Source organism: Kitasatospora sp. NPDC056138 (assembly GCF_042264695.1).
Classification (GTDB): Bacteria; Actinomycetota; Actinomycetes; order Streptomycetales; family Streptomycetaceae; genus Kitasatospora.
The window spans coordinates 1-17,628 of the sequence record NZ_JBHJVK010000050.1; the positions used below are offsets into that span (position 1 = coordinate 1).

The window sequence follows — 17,628 nt, forward strand, 5'->3', positions numbered from 1 at the left end:
GCTGACGTGCCGCGCGCCGCGCTCGTACGCGGGCCTCGGCAGCCAGGACCGTGCCGAGCGCGGCGCGCGGCACGTCAGCGATCGGGGTCGGACCGTCGCCCCCGCGCCAGGGGCCGCTCTCCGATCCGCCCGCGAAGCCCCCGCCCTGCCGGGGCCCGAGCCGCCGCGGGGCCCCGGCAGGTGTCCGTGGCGGCGTCAGCCCCCGAGGTGGCCCAGCACGGATCGGACCGCGCGCTCCACCGCTTCGCGCGCCGGTTCGGTGTGGTCGATCGTCTCGAACCCGTGGTGACCGAGCGGCACGTCGATCACCTCGACATCGGCCTTGCAGTCCCTCGCGGCGGTCAGGAACTCCTCGATCGTCCCCGCGATCTCCGCGATCTCCAGTTCCACCCGGGTCACCACGATCGGCAGGTCCCCCGCACCGCTCACCGCGGCCGCGGGACTGAACCGGGAATCCGCGAACCCCCAGTTCGGCATCGGCGCGAGCACGGGATAGGTCGCCGCCACGCACCGCAGCCACGGCGGGGGCGCCGAGAGCCACTCCGCCGACAGCAGCCCGCCGCCGGAGAAGAACCACAGCGCGACGCGGTCCCCGTCCACCCGCGGATCGGCCCGGGCCAGCTCGACCGCCGCAGCGACGTCCTCGGCGGCACGCCCGTAGTCGGCGACGTCGTGCAGCCGGTGATCCACCGTCACCCCGACCGCGCCCAGGCCGGCCACGTACCGGCCGTAGCCGACGAAGCTCGGCCAGTCCCGCGGCGTGGGCTGCGCGTCGGCGGGAACCGGGCCGCCGTGGACGAACACCACCGCCGGACGGGGCCCGTCGGCATCGGGCAGATGGAGATCCACCCGTCCCACCCGCTCACGAGGCCGCTCCGGCACCTCCAGCAGGAACGGTCCGAGATGCCCGGGCCGCTCGGGCGCGACCAGCCGGTGCCCCTCCCCGGCAGCGGCCCGGAGCAGCACCTCGGCCAGTTCGCCGGGGACGGAGAGCATCGGCCAGTGCCCGGTGTCGAGGTCGAAGAAGCCCACCCGGGGGTCGACGAGTGCCTGCAGGCGCGGTTCCCCCATCCGCAGCAGGGTTTCGAGGAGGTCGATGCTCACGCCGCTGGCGGTGCAGAGGATGCCGGACGTCGGCACCCCGGCGACCGCCCCCGACAGCCGCAGCGGCTGGGTGAGGGTGGCCAGTGGCTGCGGTGCGGCGAGGCGGACCAGCCGGTCCCGCGCCTCCTCGGTCAGGCCGGCCAGGCTGCCCCAGAGCTCCGGCTCGTCGAGGGACGGCGGGGCGATCCGCCGGCCGTCCTCGGACTGCTCGGCGCGGTGCAGCAGCCGCTCCCGGACCGAAGGGTCGGGCAGCAGGTCGAGCACGGCGTCGCCGTTCCGGGGCAGGCCCGCGTCCAGGTAGACGATCCGGGCGATCCGCTCCGGGCGCCGGTCGGCCGCGCCCAGCACCGGGTGGATGCCGTAGTCGTGACCGACCATCACCACCTGCGGCGCGTCCACCTGATCGATCAGCTGCACCAGGTCCTCGATGTGGGTCTCCAGGTCGGTTCCGGGCCCCGCCGCATGACGGTCCTCCCCCATCCCGGCGAGCGTCACCGGGTGCACCTCGGCACCCGACTCCCGCAGCCGGTCGGCCGTCTCCCGCCACACCCAGCCACCGGTGTAGCTGCCCGACACCAGTACGAACGCCGTCATCGCTGCCTCCTCGCACGCCACTTGGTCCGCACGGTCGGTCTCCGGGCCGTCCGCGCTCACCGGTACGGTAGGAACTCCCCCTGAGGGAGGTTCAAGTCTTGTCCCCTGACGACATGTGGAGCATCGGGGAGCTCGCCGAGCACGCGGGCGTCACCGTCAAGACCGTCCGCTTCTACTCCGACCGCGGCCTGCTGCCCGAGGCCGCCCGCAGCACCGGCGGCCACCGCAGGTACGGCCCCCGGGCACTCGACCGGCTCCGCCTGATCCGCTCGCTGCGCACTCTCGACCTGCCGGTGCCGGAGGTGAGCCGGATCCTCGACCACGAGGATCCGCTGGAGGGCGCGCTGGAGGACGCCATCGCGCGCCAACTAAGCGATCTGGGAACCCAGTTGGCCGCCCTGCGCTGGCGGGAGGCCGCCCTCCGGCTGCTTCGGGACTGCGGCCCCGAGGAGCGCGCCGACCGCCTGCGCCTGGTCGGCGCCGTGTCCACCCCGCCCGACACGACCGCCCTGGCACGCTTCTGGCGGTGCGCGCTGCCCGCCCGGCTGCCGGCCCGGCTGGTCACGGCCATCCTCGAACAGGCGGTTCCGCAACCCCCCGCCGATCCGACCCCGGCCCAGGTCCTGGCCTTCGCCCGGCTGCACGCCCTCGCCTCCGACCCCCGCCTCACCGGCGACCGCTGCCGGCCCGAGTCCCGCCGGCCCGACGGGACCTACCGTCCGGACGTGCTCTACGACGGCCTCGGCGAGGCGTACGCGCTGGCCTCGGCGGACCTGCGGGCCCGGCGGTCGCCGTACGAGGGCGACGCACTCGACTGCTTCGTCGCCGCCCACGCCGCCTCGCGCGGCCTACGGGACACCCCCGCCTTCCGCCGCGAGCTCAGCGGCGTACTCGCCCTGACGGCCGATCCCCTGGTCGGCCGCTACTGGCAGCTGACCGCCGAACTCACCGCCCCGCCGTCCGGCCCGCCGGAACCCACGATGGGCGCCGCCCACGACTGGCTCCGCACCGCCCTGGACGCCCAGACCGCGCCCGGGGCCCACTGAGCCGCCGACCCTCCGTGGTGGTCGCGCCGGCCTGCGTCGCATCCGTGTCGGTCGTGCACGAGTCGGGGCAGACCTCCGTGACGGTACCGCTGCAGCGCGGCAGCAGCGTCGGACGGTACGAGTGGCAGGACGGCGAGCGGCGACGGGAGCGGCCGGGTCCGCGCGCGCTCCGCCGTCCACCCGCCGGAAATCCGCAGCCGACCGATCCCGATCCCGATCCCCCGGGGAAAACACCGGGGAACGCAGAAGGCCCGGCAGACGAATCTGCCGGGCCTTCTGGCTACTGAGTAGCGGGGACAGGATTTGAACCTGCGACCTCTGGGTTATGAGCCCAGCGAGCTACCGAGCTGCTCCACCCCGCGTCGGTAAACCAGACTCTACAGCACTCGGACGGCCCTGGGAAATCCCGGGAATTCGGGAGTGGACGAGAGCGGGTATCGCGGGTTCCCGGAGACTGCCGCAGAAGACCGCCATAACCGCTCAAAAGCATTTCGCAGCCGATGTACCGGGCGCGGCATCGGGTAAGTACCGGGCGCCGAAAACCGTGCGGCCGCCCGCTCAACCCGGCTCAACGGCATCCCTTTCCCAGCGCCCGACGACGGCGAGCAGTTGGGCCGCCGGGGTGTGGTTGCCCGTGGCGGCGGCACCGGCCATCGCGGCGGCGGCCGTCCTCGGATCGGTACCGGGTGGCACGACCAGGAGCAGGAAATCGTCCTGCATGCCTCGGACGAGGCTGATGGTGTCCCCGCTGGCGGTGAACCAGTTGACCTTGACCGGAGCGCCGCTCGACATCACCCGGCGCGGGACGTCGCCCCACGCCGCAGTGTCGAGTCCGACCCGGAAGATCGGGCCCAGATGGGCACTGAGCGCGGTGATCAGGTCCGGCAGTTCGGCACGCACGTCGTTCGAGCGGGGCCACCAGGCACCGTCGAACATGCCGGTGCGCAGCAGGGTCGGCTCCAGCATCAGCCTCGGCAGCAGCGGGGCGCCGGGTACGGACCACGGGCCCGGTGAGGAGGGGGAGGGAAGAGGAATCGGCATCATCGGTAGGCCGCCCGTCCGGTCCCCGGTGGGGGACCGCTCTCGACCCAGGGCGACACCGGCGTGGATACCGGTATTCGACATGTCCTCGGCTGCTTCCCAAGGTACTCCGCCCCAGCGGTGCTCCGCCCTGACCCACTCCGCCCGGACCGCGCGGGCGCGTCGCGGCCTGCCCCCGGTCCGACCCCGGTCCGACCCCGGTCCGACCCCGGTCCGACCCCGTCCGGAGTAGCCTGGAGCCATCCAGGGCACTTCGCATCCCGGTCACCGTTCCGGCTTCGTTCTGGGTGAGGCACGACGCCGGGCAGACGGGGGACGGCCCGGGAGCAGGCTCGGTGACACCATGACCACCCACCCGATCCGGTCCACAGGCCAGGGGCCCGGCCTCACGGTCGCCGACGCCATGGAACCGTTCGAGTACCAGATCGCCGACGACAGCACCGTCGACCAGGCCAACGACATCTTCCGGAGCGCCCACGTCGGTTACCTGGTCGTCCGCGACCACAACGGCCGCTGCGAGGGCGTGGTGACCCGGGTCGGGCTCCACCCGTTCCTGGCCGACGCCTGGTACACCGAGCGCACCCCGCTCCGCGACACCAGGCACCAGCGCGGGCCGTTCGCCTGGCCGACCATGGCCCTGGCCATGGCCGCGATCACGATGAGGATCAAGCGCCTGGCGGTCTGGCCGGTCATCGACGACGACGGCTACGTCCTCGGCATCATCACCGCGGACCGGGTCACCGGCATGTTGGAGACCGTCGCGCGGTGACCGGCGGTCGCGGCTCACAGCGGCGGAGGCCCGCCGACGGCCACCGGCCGACGGCCGGTCACTCGCTGCGCAGCACCTCCGCAATGGTCAGCCGGGCCGCCGAGCGGGCCGGGACGAGGGCCCCGAGGACCGCGATGGCCACGCCCGCCAGCACCAGCAGGACGAGGGTCGGGGCGTGCCAGACCTGCATCAGGGCGGGCGGGAGGGAGCTGCCCACCGCCTCGACCATGGCCGGGACGATCAGGCGGTGCGCGACGATCCCGAGGGGGACGCCGAGCAGTCCGCCGGCCAGGCCCAGGGCGGCCATCGAGGTCACCACCATGGCCGTCACCTGACGCGGCGTCATCCCGATCGACTTCAGCACGCCCAGATCGCGGCGGCGCTCACGGGTGTTGAGGACGGCGGTGTTGAAGACCCCGAGCGCCGCGACCGTGGTCAGCAGCAGGGTCAGCACCGAGGAGGAACCGACGATGGTGACGGTGACCGAGCTCAGGTCGCTCGTCTCCGACGGGTAGAGGCCGGGTTCGGCCGCCTTGACCGCGTTGTCGAAGGCCCCGACATCCGCACCGTGGGCGAGCTGGACCCAGTACTGGTTGACGTACCGGCTGTTGTCCCGGTCGGGGGCGAACGCGGTCAGCGTCTCCCAGGTGGCTTCCACCCGGTCCGCGTCGCCGGCCAGGGTCTCGCCGACGATGGTGACGGACTGCTGCCTGCCGTCCAGGGCCAGCGTGAAGTGGTCGCCGACCGCCAGGTGGTGCTTGCGCACGAACGGCGTCCCGACCACGACCTCGCCGGCTCCCTTCATCCAGCGGCCCCTGACCAGCGCCGAGCTCATGCTCGCCGAGTCCCCGCGCAGGAACCAGGCCCGGACGGACTGCGCACCCCCCGCCATGCGGAGCTGGACCGGTGCGGCGGCGATCACGTGCACCGCGCCGGGCAGGGAGCTCAGCTTCGCCTCGATCTGGGCGTCGGTCAGCTTCGGTTCGACCTGTCCGACCGCGGCGTCGCCCACGTAGCTCACGGACTGGATGTGGTCCCGGCCGGCGTCCACGAACGCGGCGACCGAGGAGGACAGTCCGCCGGCGAACGTCACCGTGGTCACGCCCAGCACGAGTGCCGTGAGCGTCATGGCGGTGCGGCCCGGCCGGGCGAACGGCAGGCCGAGGCCCAGGCTGACCGCACGCGGCAGCCGGGTGCCGCTGAGCCGGCGCTGAACGCGCAGCCCGCGTCCGGTGCCCGGGGCACTGCCGGCGCTGATCGCCCGGGCGGCCGACAGCCGGTGCGCGCGCAGCGCGGGGACGAGCGCGGCGAGCAGGACGACGACGGGCATGCCCAGCAGGGTCAGCACCACCACCCAGGGGCTGAGGGTGGCGGTGAAGTACCCGTAGTCGAACCCGGTGAAGACCATGTGCAGCAGGGGATGGGCCGCGAGGGCACCGAGGACGGCGCCGAGCACGCACCCCACGACCCCGGGGACCAGGACCATCACCAGGTACACCGCGACGACCTGGTTCGGGGTGAACCCGATGGCCTTGAGCACCCCGATGTGCCGGGCCCCCGACACGACGGCGCCGCTGACCACGTTGGCGACGATCAGCACCGCCACCACCAGCCCGAGGACACCGAAGGCCATCAGGAACGGGACGTACGCGTTGGCCGTGCTGGTCATGTCCTGCTTGACGGCGAGGTACGACAGCGAGCCGAGCAGCGAGCCCTGCGGCAGCCCGGCCGTGACCGCCGTCAGGCCGTCCCGGACCTGGCCGTCCGAGCCCGCGCGGGCGAACCGGAGCAGCAGCTGGGTGGCCGTCGGGTGCAGGGCGGGCATCTGGTCGGGGGAGACCCAGGCGCCCGCGGTCTGGCTCAGGCTGGAGGCGAAGCCCACGATGGTCAGCGGCGGGGCGCCGGGGAGGACGAGCCGGTTGCCGACCGCTTCGTTCGGTCCCCAGTTCTCGCCGGGCGGCCGCATGATGACGACCTCGCCGGGCTTGGTGACCCAGCGGCCGCTCCAGACGTCGACGCGGTCCACCGGCCCGCCCGGGTCGGCGCGGCCGACGACCGTGATCGGTCCGGGCGGCGGGGTCTCCACGCCCGCCGCGGGGGCGGACCGGTCGGGCGGGGCGGTGAGGACGACCTGGGCGAACGGCCCGGCGACGTCCGTGACCCCCGGCTGGTGGGCGGCCTGCGCCAGCTGGGCGTCCGTGGCCTTGGCCGGGTCGAAGGTGGCGACGAGGTGGGCGCCGCGCTGCTGGTCGAACGTGCGGTCGAACGGGGCCGAGGCGGCGTCGAGCAGACCGAGGGCGACCACGAGCGCGACGGTGGAGGTGAGGACGACGAGACCGATGACGAAGGTCTGCAACCGGCGGCGGCGCACCGCCGCGCGCGAGGCCCGCCAGACGGCGCCGCTCACGGGGTGCGCTCCAGAGCGCTCTCGCGGACCAGCCGGCCGTCGGCGACCTCGATCAGGCGGCTGGCGCAGCGGGTGGCCAGGCGCGGGTCGTGGGTGACCATCAGCAGCGTCTGGCCGATCTGGTTGAGGTCGATCAGCAGGTCCATCACCTGTTCGCCGGCGTGGCTGTCCAGGGCGCCAGTCGGCTCGTCCGCCAGCAGCAGGGCCGGACGGTTCATCAGGGCCCGGGCGACGGCCACCCGCTGGCGCTCGCCGCCGCTCAGCGCGGCCGGGTAGGTGTTCCGGCGGTCGGCGATGCCGAGCTCGTCGAGGAGCTCCAGCGCGCGCTTGCGGGCCTGCCCGGCGGAGGTGCCGGTCAGCTGGGCGGCCAGCGCGACGTTGTCCAGCGCGGGCAGGTCGTCGATCAGGTTGAAGAACTGGAAGACCATGCCGATCCGGCGGCGCCGGTACAGCGCCAGCCCGGTCTCGTTCAGCTGCGCCAGGTCCTCGCCGCCGACGACCACCGATCCGGCCGTCGGGCGGTCCAGCCCGGCGATCATGTTGAGCAGGGTGGACTTGCCGCAGCCCGACGGTCCCATCACCGCGACCGCCTCCCCCGCCCGGATCTCCAACGACACGCCGTCGAGCGCGACGGAGTCGCCGTACTCCTTCCGCACGCCGTCCAGGCGCACGATCACCTGCCCCGAACCGTCTTCACTGATCATGGTCTGAAAACTACGGGGCCACGGCCGGGCCGGTCATCAGCCCGGCGAGGTAACCGGTCGGGCGGGTCATCCTGCGGATGTAGGGCGGCGCTGCCGAGGGCCGGGACGGCGGGCACCGGCCGGGCCTCGGGCCTCGGGCCTCGGAGTTCGGGGTTCGGGGTTCGGGGTCGGGGTTCGAGCCCCGGCCTGCGCCGGTCATAAGGAGCGCTCTTAGACGGGGCCGCCACGATCCAGGCATGGATTCCATGACATTCCGTCAGTTCGCGCGGCCCCGGCGGCGCCGCGCCGCGGTGGCGGCCGCGCTCGTGGTGACCGGCGCGGGCACGCTGTGCGGCGTGGGGTTCTCCCCCGCCTCCGGGGCGAGCGCCCGGCCCGAGATCCGGCTGCACGACGGGTACGTCGGCATACCCGTCGCCGGGGGAACGGCCGAGGTCCGGACCGATTCGCTGGCCGTGGGCGTGCGCGCGGCCGACGGCGGCGAGCTGACGCTGTCGGCACCGGCCGCGGAGCCGCTCGGCCGCCCCGGTCCCGTCGAGGTCGGCCGGGACCGGGCGAGCTGGACCCTGCCCGAGCGCGGACTGACCGTGACCGCGGCGGCCGAGCAGGGCCGGCTGCGGGTCACCGTGCACGGCGCGAAGGACGGCTCGACGCTGTCCTGGCCGGTCACCGGGACCGACCCGGCCGCCTCGCAGGTGCAGCTCCCGCGCGGCGAGGGGCTCGGGGTGCCGGTCGCGGACCAGTGGTGGAACTCGGACTCCACCGGCCTGGCGGGGCACAGCTACGACCTCACCGCCGACCTCACCATGCCGCTGTGGGGCTACACCCTGGGCGGCCGCGGCGTCAGCTACCTGGTCCCGCAGCCGATCGGCACCTCGCTCGGCTTCGCGTCCGACGGCAAGCGGCTGCACGGCACCGGCGTGCACACCTTCTCCGCGCGGGCGGCCACCACGGACTACACCGTCACCTTCGCCCTCACCGACCCGTCCCCGGTCGCGCCCGCGCTGGACTACCGGCGCTGGCTCGCCGACCACGGACAGCTGGTCACCCTGAAGAGCAAGATCGCCGCCAACCCGGAGGTCGGCAAGCTCCTCGGCGCGTTCCACGCCTACACCTGGGGTGCCGCCCGGACCGCCCAGGGCGTCGCACGGATGCAGGCACTGGGGCTGAGCCGGATGTGGCTCGGCTACGACGCCGACGGGCAGCCCATGGACGCCCAGGCGGTGGCCGCGGCCAAGCGGGCGGGCTACCTGGTCGGACCGTACGACTCCTTCGCCAACGGGCAGGACCCGAAGACCTCCGACGCGCCGACCTCCAGCTGGCCGTCCCCGGTCTATCCGGACTACTGCGTCCGCAACCAGGACGGCACGGTGAAGGCGGGCTTCCACGACCGCGGCTGCTACCTCGGCTCGCACGCCTTCGAGCAGAGCGCGGCGGGCCGGCAGTACCTGGCCGACCGCACCGAGCAGATGACCGCGAACGGCGCCACCAGCTACTTCCTGGACGTCGACGCGGCGGGCGAGCTGTACGACGACTACAGCTCCGCCCACCCCATGAACCAGCTGCAGGACCAGGCCGACCGGCTCACCCGGATGCGCCGGCTGTCCGGCCCCGACAAGCTGGTCCTCGGTTCGGAGAGCGCCGGCAGCTGGGCCAGTCCCGTCCTCGCCTTCAGCCACGGCTCGTCCACCCCGGTGGCCGACGGCCTGTGGCCCCTGGAGCGGGACAAGGCGGCCTGGGGCGGGTACGCACCCGCCGGGGCGCCGGGCACCTTCTTCAAGCCGGTCACGCTGCCGCCCGACCTCACCAAGGCCATGTTCGACCCGGCGTACCGCATCCCGCTGTACGAGACCGCGCTGCACGACTCCCAGGTCAACCTCGACCGGTGGGAACTGTCGTACAGCAAGCTCCCCGCGCTGCAGACCGACCGGGCACTGCTCGCCATGCTCTACAACACCCCGCTGAACCTGGTGCTCGACGGCCCGACCCTCACCGCACAGGGCAGGCAACTGGACGAGCTGCAGCACTACTTCGCGCCGCTGCACCAGGCCGCGGGCACCCAGCCGATGACCGACTTCCGCTGGCTCACGCCGGACCACCAGGTCCAGCGGACCACGTTCGGCAGCGGCGTACTCCAGGTCACGGCCAACTTCGGCACCACCGCGTACGGCTCGCTGCCGCCCGGCTGCGTGGACGCGAAGCTCGGCGGGAAGCAGCCGCAGCGGCTCTGCCCGACCACCCTGCCGGCCCGCTAGCCCCGCCCCCGCCCCCGCCTCCCGGAGGCGGCCACTCCGAGGACCGCGTCACCCCGGCGGGTGGCCCGGCTGGCGGTGGCGGGTGGGTGGCGGCTTGCTGGTGTTCGCGGGAGAGCGCGGACACCCGGCGGACACCCGACGAACAGCCGACGGGCACCCGGCGGGCAGCGAGCGGGGCGCCGAGCCGGGCAGCTGCGGGGCAGCGGAAGAGACGGAGCACGCGATGCGGGCGGATGCCACTACGGCGGAGCAGGCACTGCGGGCGCCCCGGGCCGCGGCGGTGGCGGGGATCGTGTTCTCGCTGCTGCTGGGAACGGTGATCGTCCTGGTCCGCAGCGCGGTGCCACCGCACGTCTCGGACGCGGGCCAGTGGCTCACCGAGCCCACCCGGCGGAACTCGCTCCAGGTGGCGCTGAACCTCGTCCCGTTCTCGGGGATCTCCTTCCTCTGGTTCATGGCCGTCATCCGCAACCGGATCGGTCCCCTGGAGGACAGGTTCTTCGCGACCGTCTTCCTCGGCAGCGGTCTGCTGCTGGTGGCGGCCATCTTCGCCGACGCCGCCTTCGCCGGCGGCCTGCTGGCCATGTCCGGGCCGTCCGGCACGGCGGTGACCGGCTACCAGGAACAGCTGTGGCAGTTCGGGCGCACCGCGTACCAGTTGCTGACCACGTACTCGATGCGGATGGCCGCGGTCTTCACCCTGTCCGTCTCGACGATCGGGCGGCGCCTGGGCATCACCCCGCGCTGGCTGGCCCACCTCGGCTACCTGACCGCCCTGGTCCTGCTCGTCATGGTCAGCAGCGTCGCCTGGTTCGAACTGGCCTTCCCGGTCTGGACCCTGGTGGCCAGCATCCACATCCTGGCGACCGCCTCGCGCTTCGAGCAGGCGCGCACCGACCGCTGACGACGGCCGGCGCCTTCGGCGGCCGGTCCGCCCGGTCGCGCCCGCCCCCGCCGTGGCCGATCTTGCGGCCGGTGGGGGGCGGGCGCATGCTCGGAGTGGCGGCCAGGGCCCGCCGTTCGGTTCCGTCGCCGAGCCTCCCGGCCGCGCGCGTCCGGACGACGGACCGACACCCGAGGTGCCCCCGGAGGACTTGCCATGACGACGTCGACCGGCCCCGAGGCCCAGGACCTGCAGGAGATCCCCGGCCCGCACGGGCTCCCGGTGCTCGGCAACATCCGCGAGCTCTCGCACGGGAACCCCGTCGAGAACATGGTGGAGCTGGCCCGGGAGTACGGCCCGATCTACCGGTTGCAGACGCCCGCCGGCGACCGGGTGATCCTCTCCGGCATCGACCTGGTGGACGAGGTCTGCGACGACAGCCGGTTCGACAAGCTGGTCGGCGGCGGACTGGCGAACCTGCGCGGTGCCATCGACGCCGGGCTGTTCAGCGCCGACACCGACGACCCGCTGTGGCACCGGGCGCACAACATCCTGATGCCGCCCTTCGGCATGCAGGCGATGCGCGACTACCTGCCGATGATGCTGGACCTGGCCGGGCAGCTGATGGACAAGTGGGCCCGACTCAACCCGGACGAGGAGGCCGACGTCGCCGCGGACATGACCCGGCTGACCCTGGACACCATCGCGCTGTGCGGCTTCGACTACCGGTTCAACTCCTTCTACCGCGAGACGCCGCACCCCTTCGTGGACGCGATGGTCCGGACCCTGCTGGAGGCGCAGCACCGGGCCCGGGTGCCCGACCTCGTCGCCCCGCTGCGCAAGGGGGCGCAGCACAGGTTCCAGCAGGACGTCGCGTACATGAACGGGACGGTCGACCGGATCATCCGGGAGCGCCGCGAGTCCGGGGACACCGGGACCCGGGACCTGCTCGGCTGCATGCTGGCCGGTGTCGACAAGCAGTCGGGACAGGGCCTGCCGGACGAGAACATCCGGGCGCAGTGCATCACCTTCCTGATCGCCGGCCACGAGACCACCAGCGGTCTGCTCTCCTTCACGGTGTACTTCCTGCTGAAGCACCCCGAGGTGGTCGAGCGCGCCCGGGCCGAGGTGGACGAGGTGCTCGGCACGGACCCGAGCGTCCCGCCCACGTACGAGCAGGTGCACCGGCTGACCTACGTCAGGCAGATCCTGGAGGAGACGCTGCGGTTGTGGCCGACCGCTCCGGCGTTCACCCGGTCGCCGTTCGAGGACACGGTCATCGGCGGCCGGTACGCGGTCGCGCACGGCGAGCCGCTGACGGTGCTGATCCCCGCGCTGCACCGGGACAGGGCGGTCTGGGGCGCCGACGCGGAGGAGTTCGACCCCGACCGCCTCAGCCCCGAGCGCCGGGCGAAGCTCCCGCCGAACGCGTACAAGCCCTTCGGCACCGGTCAACGGGCCTGCATCGGGCGGCAGTTCGCCATGCAGGAGGCCCAACTGGTGCTGGGCATGCTGCTGCAGCGGTTCGAGCTGATCGATCACCTCGACTACCGGCTGAGCGTCAAGCAGACCCTGACCATCAAGCCGGTCGGCCTGCGGATCCGGGTCGCACCGCGCGCGGGACGCACCCTCACCGCGCCGGTGCTCGCGGCGGCCCCGGCGGCCCGGCCGACGGCCCGGCCGGCGGTGTCCGAGGCGCCCGCGGTGGAGGGCCACGGCACCCCGCTGCTGGTGCTGTTCGGTTCGAACCTCGGCACCGCCGAGGGCATCGCCACCCAGCTGGCGCGGGAGGGGACCGAGCGCGGCTTCACCGTCTCCCTCGCACCCCTGGACGACCGGACGGGCGGGCTCCCCCGCGAGGGCGCGGTCGTGGTGGTCAGCTCCTCCTACAACGGCACTCCGCCCGACAACGCCACCGCCTTCTGCAACTGGCTGCGGGCCGCGGACACCGCCCCGGACAGCTGTGCGGGCGTCCGGTACGGCGTGTTCGGCTGCGGGCACAGCGACTGGGCGGCGACCTACCAGGCCGTACCCAAACTGCTCGACGCCGAGCTCGCGGCCCACGGCGCCACCCGGATCCACCCGCGTGGCGAGGGTGACGCCCGGGGCGACTTCGACGGCCAGTACCGGGCCTGGCACGCGGGCCTGTGGTCCGCCCTCGCCGAGGCCCTCGGCCTGCCCGCCGAGGTGGGCGCGCAGGCCAAGGCCGGGCCCCGGCTGGCGGTCTCCATGGTCAACAAGCGGGAGACCAATCCCGTGGTGGTCTCCTACCGGGCGCAGCCGGCGTCCGTCCGGGCCAACCGCGAGCTGCAGCGCTGCGACGGCCGGCCGCCCGAGCGCTCCACCCGGCACGTCGAGATCGCCCTGCCCAGCGGGACGGCCTACCAGGCCGGCGACCACCTCGGGGTGCTGCCGCGCAACAGCGCCGACCAGGTCCTGCGGGCGGTACAGCAGTTCAAGCTGGACCTCGGCACGTACGTCACCATCACTCCGGGCCCCGGTGCGCCCACCCACCTGCCGACCGGTGAGAGCGTGCCACTGATCGGCGTGCTGGCGAGCTGCGTCGAACTGCAGGACGTGGCCACCCGCTCGGACCTGGAGACGATGGCCGCCCACACCGCGGACTCCGCCCAGCGCGCGGAGCTGCTCGCGCTGGCCGCCGACGACGAGGCGGGCCGCTCGGCGTACCAGGAGCGGGTCTTCACGCCGCGCCGGTCGGTGCTCGACCTGCTCGGCGAATTCCCTTCCTGCGAACTGCCGTTGGCGGACTTCCTGGACCTGCTGCCGCCGCTGCGCCCCCGGTACTACTCGATCTCCTCCTCGCCGCTGGTCTCCCCGGAGACCTGCAGCATCACGACCGGCGTGGTGGACGCCCCCGCCAGGTCCGGCCGGGGGCGGTTCCACGGCGTCTGCTCCAGCCACCTGGCCGACAGCGGTCCGGACAGCACGGTGTTCGCGTTCGTCCGCAAGCCCACCATCCCGTTCCGGCCGCCCGAGAACCCGCACACCCCGATGATCATGGTCGGCTGCGGCACCGGCCTCGCCCCGTTCCGGGGGTTCCTGCAGGAACGGGGCGCACAGCAGGCACAGGGCGTCCCGGTCGCGGAGTCCATGCTCTTCTTCGGCTGCCGCAACCCCGAACAGGACTTCCTCTACGAGCAGGAGCTGCGCGGCTTCGAGGACGCCGGGATCGTCCGGCTGCGCCCCGCCTTCTCCCGCCGGCCCGGCCACCCCAAGACGTACGTCCAGCAGGCCATCGCCGAGCACCAGGACGAGGTCTGGGACCTCCTCCAGCACAGTGCGGTGGTCTTCGTCTGCGGAGACGCCAGCCGGATGGCCCCGGACGTGCGCCGCGCCTTCGCCGAGGTCTTCAGCCGCAAGACCGGCACCACGGCCGCCGACGGCGAAGCCTGGCTCTCGGGCCTGCGCGAGGCCGACCGCTACCTGGAGGACATCTGGGGCGGCGGCTGAGCACCGGGCCCACGGCGTGCCGAACGCCGTTACACGGCGAAGACACTGCACACACGGAACCTGGATCTCGGACTGACAGGATCTTCACATCGCACAGAGCAGCAGCCGGTCGAACGGGCGGAACCCCGGAGGACGGTGGACGCGGCTCCCGCGAACGCTGAACACCGCACCGCCGACTTCCCTGGGGGGAAAGCCATGTCCGCTCGTACCCGGCTCCGCAGCGCAGCCTCCATCGCCCTCACCACCGTCGTCACCACCACCAGTGTCGCCCTGCTCACGGCCGGCTCGGCGAGCGCCGCCACCGCCCCCAAGGGCCTGACGATCAGCAACGGCACCAAGTACGTGGTGATCAACGGCAAGTCGGTCGACTTCGGCACCCCGCTCCGTGACCTCTCCTGGTCCCCGGACGGTTCCAAGGCCGCCTTCATCGACGGCACCAACGGCAGCCTGGTCGTCTCCAAGGCGGACGGCAGCGGCAAGGTCGTCGTCGCCAGGAACCCCGGCGGGCAGATCTGGTCCCACCCGACCTGGCAGGTGGCGGCCGCCACGCCGGAGTACCGGCTCCCGGCCAAGAACAACATCATCTTCAGCGCGGACAAGGGCGGCGTCTCCACCCTGCTGCGGGTGGTGGCCACCGCACACGACAGCAAGCCGGCCGTGCTCTCGCTGAACACCTACTCCGACGACGACGCCAAGCCGCTGCCGCAGACCGGCAACGTGTGGCCCAGCGCCGGCGGCAGCTACGGCAGCGCCGTCTACGCGAACAGCAACACGGGCGAGGTCTTCATCCGGGACGACTACCTGCGCCAGCAGGGTGCTGCGACGACCAAGGGCTCCCAGCCCGCCCTGTCGCCCGACGGCGACGAGATCGTCTTCGTCCGCTCGGTCGACGGGCACAACCACCTCTTCGAGATGGACATCCACAGCCAGCAGCACACCGCCAAGGACCTCACCCCGGGCGCCACCGCCAACTACGTCCAGCCCACCTGGTCCCCGGACGGCAAGACCATCGCGGCCCGCACCACCGGCGGCATCGCCACCGTCCCGGCCGACGGCTCCGCCAAGCCGACGCTGGTCTCCACCAGCACCGGCATGCCCGCCTTCCGCCGCTGACCGCTCCCGGGGGGGCAGGCAGTCAGCGACAGAACGGCAGTCCGAGGAGGCCGAGTCGGGTCGCCGGTCCGGGTCAGTTCCCGGCCAGGCGGTCCAACTCGGCCTTCAGCTCGTCCAGATGGGCGTCGGCGGTGTCGTGCGGCAGGAACTCGACCACGTCCAGGAAACGGAACAGCACCTGGGAGTCGGTGACCGCGTACTCGTAGTCGCCGAACCCCACCACCGCGCCCATCGCCCCGCGGACCGCCCCCCGGACCACGTGCTCGGTCATCTCGTCCGGCCGGTCGGCGGAGAGCCCGCGCCGCGCGTTGGGCCGGGCCAGGTAGGGGCAGACCATCGAGGCGTACAGCATGCAGGCACGGTGCCCCGGACCCTCCAGGGTCGGGGCGAGGTTCCGGTACGGCCGCCCGGCGGCCAGCGCCGCACCGATCGCGTCGCTCTCGGCGGCACCCACCACGCGCCACACCGGGCCGCGCGGCATCAGCGTGTTGCAGACCGAACACAGCCTGCCCCGCGCGCAGTCGGCACTGCGCCCGTAGTCGGTGAGCGCGAACTGCGGCTCGTCCCCCTGCCACGGCGTGATGGCCGGAACGGGGTAACCGCGGGTGTCGCGGGGCCTGGAGTCGACGGTGGGCGGCATCGGAACGGTGTCAAAGCGCACGGGCCATGCCTACCAGGCGGACCGGGACCGCCGCACCACCGGGCCCCGGGCCGGCACAGCAGTCGGCACAGCGGCCGGCACAGCGGCCGGAGTCGGCACCGCGTCAGACCTTCGTAGGCAGTGCCGAATCGGACCCGCTCCCGGCCGCCTCTGGTGCAGGATGGCCACATGACGGCTGGGAACGGTGAGCTGGCGGACCTGCTGCGGCGGGCCGGGCTGGAGATCGTGGGCGACGGCGAAGCCGTGAACGTGCTTCCCCCCAAGGCGGCTTGGCGACCGGTGGCCGCCGCATCGACGCGGCCGACGGCCGAGGTCCGCGACGACCACCCGGATCTCGTCGCGGAGCTCAACGCGCAGTGGCGCCGGCTCGCGACCGAGTACGGCGTGCTCGGCACCGACGGGGAGTTCCTCCTCGACGCACTCACCTCGCCACGGGGCTGGCTCAGGGTGCGCCTCACCGAACACTGGGACCTGGCCGGGGTCCTGGGCCCACGGCCCGGCCGACCCGAGTTCGTCACGCTCTCGGCCGACGGCGACAGCCTGCTGGGCGTGACGACCGAGGAGTACTCGGTCTGGCTGATCGCCGTGGACCGGCTCGGTGAGCGGCTGGAGGCACAGGCACGGGCCAGGGCCGCCGAGAGCCCGGAGGAGCACGCGGCCTGCTGGCAGTCCTTCCGGCGCTTCACGAGCGCCCCCGAACGGCTGCGCCGTGCCTGGCTGGAGGGCTTGGCCGGGAACCCGGCCGCACCCGTCTCCGTACTGCGGCGGCTGCTGACCGTGGACCCGGCCGAGCGGGTGTGGTCGGCCCTGCTCGACCGGGAGCTGCCCCCCGAGGTGGTCGCGGCCTGGCTCGCCCACCCCGAGTGGACGGTACGGCGTCGGCTCGTCGAGAGCCGGCACCTCTCCGCCCCCGACCGGACGCAGCTGCTGGCGGACGCCGCCCCCGAGGACCGGACCGTGCTCGCCATGCTCACCGCGACCATGGGCGAACCGCTCACCGAGGCCGGGTACGCCGCCCTCGCGGCCGACCGGGATCCCCGCGTCCGGGCGGAGATGGCACGCCATCCCGACCTGCCCGTGCAACTGCTGGGCGCGCTGGCCGCCGACCCCGACTCGCTGGTCCGCAGCAGGGCCGCGACCCGGGCCCACCCGCGTCCTCGGCCGAGCCGTTCCACGGACGAACCGGACTGCTCGGCGGCGGAGTCGACCACCGAGACGGTCGAACTCCGCAGCCGGGACCAGGACCCCGAGGTCCGCTACCGGGCCCTGCGGGACGCCCGGCTCTCACCCGCCTCGGTGGTGCGGCTGCTCGACGACCCGCAGGAGTGGATCCGGAACGCCGCCGCCGGTGACGCCCGTCTTCCGGCCCGCGTACTGACCTCTCTCCTGCACGGCACGGAGACCGCCCGCAGCGCCGCCGCGAACCCCGCCGTACCCGTCGCCGGGATGCACCACCTGCTCGACCGGGCAAAGGTGGGATCACCGCCGCCCGGGTCCCCGCCCGCCTGAGCCGCCGCCCGAGCCGCCGTCGCAACTGCGGCCTGAGCCACCGCGCCTGCCGGACCGCCCCTGTGAGCCCCGAC

Annotated in this window: 12 protein-coding genes and 1 tRNA gene; 7 read left to right on the forward strand and 6 right to left on the reverse strand. The window is 73.5% G+C overall.

What is annotated here, in order from left to right:
- Positions 1-195 precede the first annotated feature (195 nt).
- A complete protein-coding gene (locus ACFC1R_RS26390; RefSeq protein ID WP_375942650.1) occupies positions 196-1,698 on the reverse strand; it encodes an alpha/beta fold hydrolase in 1,503 nt (500 codons plus the stop codon).
- Positions 1,699-1,811: 113 nt separating this feature from the next.
- On the opposite strand from ACFC1R_RS26390, the gene ACFC1R_RS26395 reads away from it, so the two are divergent.
- Positions 1,812-2,744 carry a MerR family transcriptional regulator gene (locus ACFC1R_RS26395; protein WP_375942751.1) on the forward strand — a complete coding sequence of 311 codons (933 nt, stop codon included), beginning with the start codon at positions 1,812-1,814 and terminating at the stop codon, positions 2,742-2,744.
- 288 nt (positions 2,745-3,032) lie between these two features.
- Here ACFC1R_RS26395 and ACFC1R_RS26400 read toward each other — a convergent pair.
- Positions 3,033-3,106, reverse strand: a tRNA-Met gene (locus ACFC1R_RS26400).
- A gap of 196 nt (positions 3,107-3,302) precedes the next feature.
- Positions 3,303-3,785, reverse strand: a complete 483-nt coding sequence (locus tag ACFC1R_RS26405; RefSeq protein ID WP_375942651.1) for a DUF5994 family protein — start codon at positions 3,783-3,785, stop codon at positions 3,303-3,305.
- A gap of 343 nt (positions 3,786-4,128) precedes the next feature.
- On the opposite strand from ACFC1R_RS26405, the gene ACFC1R_RS26410 reads away from it, so the two are divergent.
- On the forward strand, positions 4,129-4,554 hold the full coding sequence (locus tag ACFC1R_RS26410; protein ID WP_375942653.1) for a CBS domain-containing protein: 426 nt from the start codon (positions 4,129-4,131) through the stop codon (positions 4,552-4,554).
- A gap of 58 nt (positions 4,555-4,612) precedes the next feature.
- On the opposite strand, the gene ACFC1R_RS26415 is transcribed toward ACFC1R_RS26410, so the two are convergent.
- A complete protein-coding gene (locus ACFC1R_RS26415) occupies positions 4,613-6,961 on the reverse strand; it encodes an FtsX-like permease family protein (RefSeq protein WP_375942655.1) in 2,349 nt (782 codons plus the stop codon).
- On the reverse strand, positions 6,958-7,665 hold the full coding sequence (locus tag ACFC1R_RS26420; protein ID WP_375942657.1) for an ABC transporter ATP-binding protein: 708 nt from the start codon (positions 7,663-7,665) through the stop codon (positions 6,958-6,960). Before ACFC1R_RS26420 ends, ACFC1R_RS26415 begins: the two co-directional genes overlap by 4 nt.
- Before the next feature lie 236 nt (positions 7,666-7,901).
- Here ACFC1R_RS26420 and ACFC1R_RS26425 point away from each other — a divergent pair, with 236 nt between their 5' ends.
- The 4 genes from ACFC1R_RS26425 (at position 7,902) to ACFC1R_RS26440 (ending at position 15,384) form a co-directional block, all read left to right on the forward strand.
- Positions 7,902-9,917 (forward strand): glycoside hydrolase, encoded by a 2,016-nt coding sequence (locus tag ACFC1R_RS26425; RefSeq protein WP_375942659.1) that lies wholly within the window; start codon positions 7,902-7,904, stop codon positions 9,915-9,917.
- 223 nt (positions 9,918-10,140) lie between these two features.
- Complete coding sequence (locus ACFC1R_RS26430; protein ID WP_375942661.1) at positions 10,141-10,821, forward strand: hypothetical protein; 681 nt, start codon at positions 10,141-10,143, stop codon at positions 10,819-10,821.
- Between the two features lie 195 nt (positions 10,822-11,016).
- The gene (locus ACFC1R_RS26435) at positions 11,017-14,271 is read left to right on the forward strand and encodes a bifunctional cytochrome P450/NADPH--P450 reductase (protein WP_375942663.1); all 3,255 of its coding nucleotides are present in this window, start codon (positions 11,017-11,019) and stop codon (positions 14,269-14,271) included.
- A gap of 195 nt (positions 14,272-14,466) precedes the next feature.
- Positions 14,467-15,384, forward strand: coding sequence for a hypothetical protein (locus tag ACFC1R_RS26440; RefSeq protein ID WP_375942665.1), 918 nt, complete (start codon positions 14,467-14,469; stop codon positions 15,382-15,384).
- Between the two features lie 73 nt (positions 15,385-15,457).
- Here the strand turns inward: ACFC1R_RS26440 and ACFC1R_RS26445 are convergent, their stop codons facing one another.
- On the reverse strand, positions 15,458-16,045 hold the full coding sequence (locus ACFC1R_RS26445; RefSeq protein WP_375942667.1) for a hypothetical protein: 588 nt from the start codon (positions 16,043-16,045) through the stop codon (positions 15,458-15,460).
- Between the two features lie 168 nt (positions 16,046-16,213).
- On the opposite strand from ACFC1R_RS26445, the gene ACFC1R_RS26450 reads away from it, so the two are divergent.
- Positions 16,214-17,554, forward strand: a complete 1,341-nt coding sequence (locus ACFC1R_RS26450) for a hypothetical protein (protein ID WP_375942669.1) — start codon at positions 16,214-16,216, stop codon at positions 17,552-17,554.
- The last annotated feature ends 74 nt before the right edge of the window (positions 17,555-17,628 follow it).

Coding starts and splice junctions, on each gene's coding strand:
- ACFC1R_RS26390 (WP_375942650.1), bottom strand. CDS start 1,698: ATGACGGCGTTCGTACTGGTGTCGGGCAGCTACACCGGTGGCTGGGTG.
- ACFC1R_RS26395 (WP_375942751.1), top strand. CDS start 1,812: ATGTGGAGCATCGGGGAGCTCGCCGAGCACGCGGGCGTCACCGTCAAG.
- ACFC1R_RS26405 (WP_375942651.1), bottom strand. CDS start 3,785: ATGCCGATTCCTCTTCCCTCCCCCTCCTCACCGGGCCCGTGGTCCGTA.
- ACFC1R_RS26410 (WP_375942653.1), top strand. CDS start 4,129: ATGACCACCCACCCGATCCGGTCCACAGGCCAGGGGCCCGGCCTCACG.
- ACFC1R_RS26420 (WP_375942657.1), bottom strand. CDS start 7,665: ATGATCAGTGAAGACGGTTCGGGGCAGGTGATCGTGCGCCTGGACGGC.
- ACFC1R_RS26425 (WP_375942659.1), top strand. CDS start 7,902: ATGGATTCCATGACATTCCGTCAGTTCGCGCGGCCCCGGCGGCGCCGC.
- ACFC1R_RS26430 (WP_375942661.1), top strand. CDS start 10,141: ATGCGGGCGGATGCCACTACGGCGGAGCAGGCACTGCGGGCGCCCCGG.
- ACFC1R_RS26435 (WP_375942663.1), top strand. CDS start 11,017: ATGACGACGTCGACCGGCCCCGAGGCCCAGGACCTGCAGGAGATCCCC.
- ACFC1R_RS26440 (WP_375942665.1), top strand. CDS start 14,467: ATGTCCGCTCGTACCCGGCTCCGCAGCGCAGCCTCCATCGCCCTCACC.
- ACFC1R_RS26450 (WP_375942669.1), top strand. CDS start 16,214: ATGACGGCTGGGAACGGTGAGCTGGCGGACCTGCTGCGGCGGGCCGGG.